Source organism: Anaerobiospirillum sp. NML120511 (assembly GCF_023050955.1).
Classification (GTDB): domain Bacteria; phylum Pseudomonadota; class Gammaproteobacteria; order Enterobacterales; family Succinivibrionaceae; genus Anaerobiospirillum.
This window is the reverse complement of sequence record NZ_JALKIK010000085.1, coordinates 1-3,621: the sequence shown is the minus strand read 5'-3', so window position 1 is coordinate 3,621 and position 3,621 is coordinate 1. Positions and strand designations below refer to the sequence as shown.

General features: G+C 37.8%; 3 protein-coding genes. All 3 read right to left on the bottom strand.

Annotated features, from left to right (window positions below):
* Nucleotides 1-85: 85 nt before the first annotated feature.
* The 3 genes from MXE39_RS12660 to MXE39_RS12650 are packed head-to-tail and all read right to left on the bottom strand — an operon-like array spanning nt 86 to nt 3,291.
* Nucleotides 86-1,108, bottom strand: a complete 1,023-nt coding sequence (locus MXE39_RS12660) for a tyrosine-type recombinase/integrase (protein WP_246979061.1) — start codon at nt 1,106-1,108, stop codon at nt 86-88.
* Entirely contained in the window at nt 1,098-2,072 is a 975-nt protein-coding gene (locus MXE39_RS12655) for a tyrosine-type recombinase/integrase (protein WP_246979060.1), read from the bottom strand. The genes MXE39_RS12660 and MXE39_RS12655 overlap by 11 nt, the downstream gene beginning before the upstream one ends.
* The gene (locus MXE39_RS12650) at nt 2,065-3,291 is read right to left on the bottom strand and encodes a tyrosine-type recombinase/integrase (protein ID WP_246979059.1); all 1,227 of its coding nucleotides are present in this window, start codon (nt 3,289-3,291) and stop codon (nt 2,065-2,067) included. The genes MXE39_RS12655 and MXE39_RS12650 overlap by 8 nt, the downstream gene beginning before the upstream one ends.
* Nucleotides 3,292-3,621 lie beyond the last annotated feature (330 nt).

Genomic DNA, 3,621 nt, shown 5'->3' with positions numbered 1-3,621 from the left:
TCACACTAATCATCACTTCTAAGTAATCACTACTTCACTACAAAAAGCCTGATACTAGCCCATACCCCATCAAAATAAGTAGTGATTACTTGAGTGATGCCAGTCTTAACAATCTCTCCTCATCATCCCAAATTGATGTACTTGCATCCTTGTCTGGGATAGTTTTGCCCAAAGCACCTTCAATAGCTTTTCTCTTCATCTCTGTATCAGCAAAGGCATAAATACTTGTGGTTTCTATGCTGTTGTGACCAAGAATCTGTGCAATGAACTCTAGCGACACCCCCTTTTGATACAGGTGCATAGCCATAGTATGGCGTAGCATATGAGGGTGCAGCAACCTCACGGCTCCACCTGTGGCCTCAGAAAGCCTGTCCCCATAAGTAGTAATAATCTTATAGATAGCTGATTGGGATAGCGGCTTAGCCATGGAGCAAGGAGCATGGAATACATAAGAGTCATTTTCAGCACAATCACGCTCTCTAAAGTGCTCTACATGAGCCATTACCTTATCACTTACGGGTACTATGCGTTTTTTCTTGCCTTTTCCAAGGAGCTCACAGACGTATCCCGCATCATTCTTGATAAAGTCAGAATACCTAATTGATGTGACCTCTGATAGTCGTGCTCCTGTTTCATACATTACGATCATCAGTAGTCGATCTCTTAGGCCTTTTGTTGATGAGGTATCTGGCAAATCAAGCAGCTGCTGCAGTTGATGTTCGCTAAGGAAACCTACTGGTTCTACAGGCTCTCGGAAAGGCTTAATCCGTTTAATTTCCAGCATACGGTCAGTAACTTCTGGCTCTTGAGTAATGACATAACTGCAAAACCCTTGAATGAGCCTCAGCCTTAAGTTGGCAGAAGAGTAGGAGTTATGCTGCTTATCTACAAGCCATTTAATAAACTCCTCGACATTTCTGACATTCAGACTATCGAGAGACAGCTCTGTCACTTTGACATTGCACTGCTCAGACATAAACCTTATAAAAAGCCTAAGCAATGTACGATTATTTCTGATTGTGTGAGCAGAGCTTCGTCTAATGCCGCAGTGATAATCATTAAGGAATGACCGTATAAGCAAAAATATGCTTCTGCTATTACTCTTCATAAGCATTATCCTCAGGGGCAGGAATGTTATCATCTCTCAGACGAGTGATATCGCAGATCGAGTCAGAGTGCTGTGGTATGAGTCTGAAATAGTACCAGGTATCATCGACAGAGTCGTGACCAACAAAAACACGAAGGAAAGGGATCATCGTGTTTATATCTTTGCCTTCATGTATCCAATTAAGGATTCTCGTGGTAATAAAGGTATGACGAAAATCATAGGAGCGAGGATAGGGCAATCTAATCTTTGCGCGCTTACTCAGGGTCTTAAGCTTACTATTTAACCATGATGACTTTATTCTTGAGCTGCGGTCACCATTGATAGTAAAGAGAAAAATATCTTTATCAGATATTGCGGGACATGTAACACTCAGATACTTGTCTATAAGCTTGGCCATTTTATCAGAGATAATAATTCTTCGGCTTTTTAAAGACTTGCTTTCTTTGATGAAAACCTCCTTTTTTAAGGGGTCGTATTCATTCAACTTAAGGCGTAATACCTCACCTGGACGCATTCCTGTTGAGTACATAAGTCTTAAAACAACAGATAAAGTAATGCCGGCATAATTGTCTTTTGAGCAATATACATCAGCCTCATAAAATAATTGTTCTACTTCATCATTAGTAAGGATTCTGCTGATAAATGACCTATCCTCAGAAAGCCTTTCCTTTTTGCTTAGTATGAAAGTGTCAGGGTTAGAAAGGCTAAGAAACTTACCTAAGCTAGTTAAAAGAGCCAGTCTTTTGTTGATAGTCTGCGGCAGAGACTTGGAATTATTTTGAAAACCCCATCCATATACAATCTCTTTTGTTAACTTATCCTCATCGGGATAGTTCAAACATATATAAGAATCAAGATCAATTAATAAGGACTCAACATACTGAAGCTTATAATTAAGTGAGCGTTTGAAATTTAAATAACCAATTAATGATTGTCCAAGTTTTGAGCTGTAATTGTTAGTCATCTACCAGCTCCTTTCTAGAAATCTTTCCAGTTAGATCTAGGTTACATTCAATAAGGTGTTTATCATCAGCCTGCATGTATTTATCGAGTGATGAGAAGTCACGATGTCCAAGAATATCTTTAATTAACCCAATATCAGTCTCATTTTGAAATAACGAAGATCCAATTGTTCTTCGTAATGAATGAAGCCCATAACCTTTAAAGCCATCACCAAGAACCCTGTCTCTATATCTTGAGAAAAGATTAGATAGCCCTCTTCTTTTAATCGGCTGTCCAGTTCTTGGAGAGCAGAATACATAATCTCTGGCACTGGATGGTCTTACCTCTAAAAGATATTTTGATAGCGGGATAGCAGCAGATTCAACCAAAGGAAGGTTTGCTCTAACACCAGTTTTTGACTGAATAATAGAAATTGTTCTTTTTTGCCAGTCAATGTCACTGACCCTCAAATTACCCAAATCAACACCTCTCAAGCCTGTTGTAATAGCAAGATTTATAACTGAAGAAAGCAATATATCTTCCTTATTATCAGATAGATTTTGTAGCAATGATTGCACTAAATCATGGTTAAAGTACTTGATGACTGGTCGCTTTCTTGGGGATCTGAAGTCGATGACTACAGACAAATCTTTACTTATAATTTTGTTGTCATAAAGCCATTTAAGATAATATCTGATAGAGCTTAACTTAGTTGAAACAGACGGACAGTCCCTTAAAATTCTTGATAAAGCATCAATAACACATTCTGGAGATAACTCTTTTAATTCAGAAAAGGTGCTAATTCTTGCGTAGTTTAAAAACTTTCTGACATGCCTAATATAGTAGGAAACAGTCTCATTATTTAACTTCTTGGAATGAAGATAGCCTCTGTATTTATCAATAGTTTCCGTTATTTCATCATCCACCAAGATGTTATTCTTGGATCTTATGTAGTAATAGAACTCTTCGTACGAGCCTCCGTTTATAAGGCATTGAATAGATTTGAGTACTCGCTCTACTCTTCTTACTCTTTCTGCACATACTCCTGATATCTTTATGAAAGCGAGCTTGGCGTTGATAACCTGCTCTGTCAGATCTTTGTCCACTGCATGAAGATTTTGGGCAAGATGAGCCTTTTCTAACTGATTAAAAGCACTAATGAACTCATTATCAGTTGCCACCGTGTTACCCATCTGCTTAAGGTAGGCATCCAAGACCGTTCTAAGGTAAGAGAAGTCCATAACTGCTCCCAAGTAATCATTACTTTTTGTAGTTTACTCTAATAAAACATGATATAAATGGCTTTCTTTCCTGATTGTGAGGCAAGTCTAGTTTATTAATACATTTTGATATCTATGAATATCGTTTTGTATAAAGTGGCCTTTACATCTCATTTCTATGAAAGTAATGATTACTATGTGCAGAATATAAGGCGGGTTACTTCGTAGAAGTTTTATAAAGAAGATACGATTTCGTGGAGGGAGTAATCACTACTTTATATATAAGGTAGGTCGTTTGGTTGCTATTAGCTAATATAAGTAGTGATTACTTGGAAGTGATGATTAGTGTGA

Excerpts from the sequence above, each read along its gene's own strand:
- MXE39_RS12650 (WP_246979059.1), bottom strand. The coding sequence starts at position 3,291 with ATGGACTTCTCTTACCTTAGAACGGTCTTGGATGCCTACCTTAAGCAG.
- MXE39_RS12655 (WP_246979060.1), bottom strand. The coding sequence starts at position 2,072 with ATGACTAACAATTACAGCTCAAAACTTGGACAATCATTAATTGGTTAT.
- MXE39_RS12660 (WP_246979061.1), bottom strand. The coding sequence starts at position 1,108 with ATGAAGAGTAATAGCAGAAGCATATTTTTGCTTATACGGTCATTCCTT.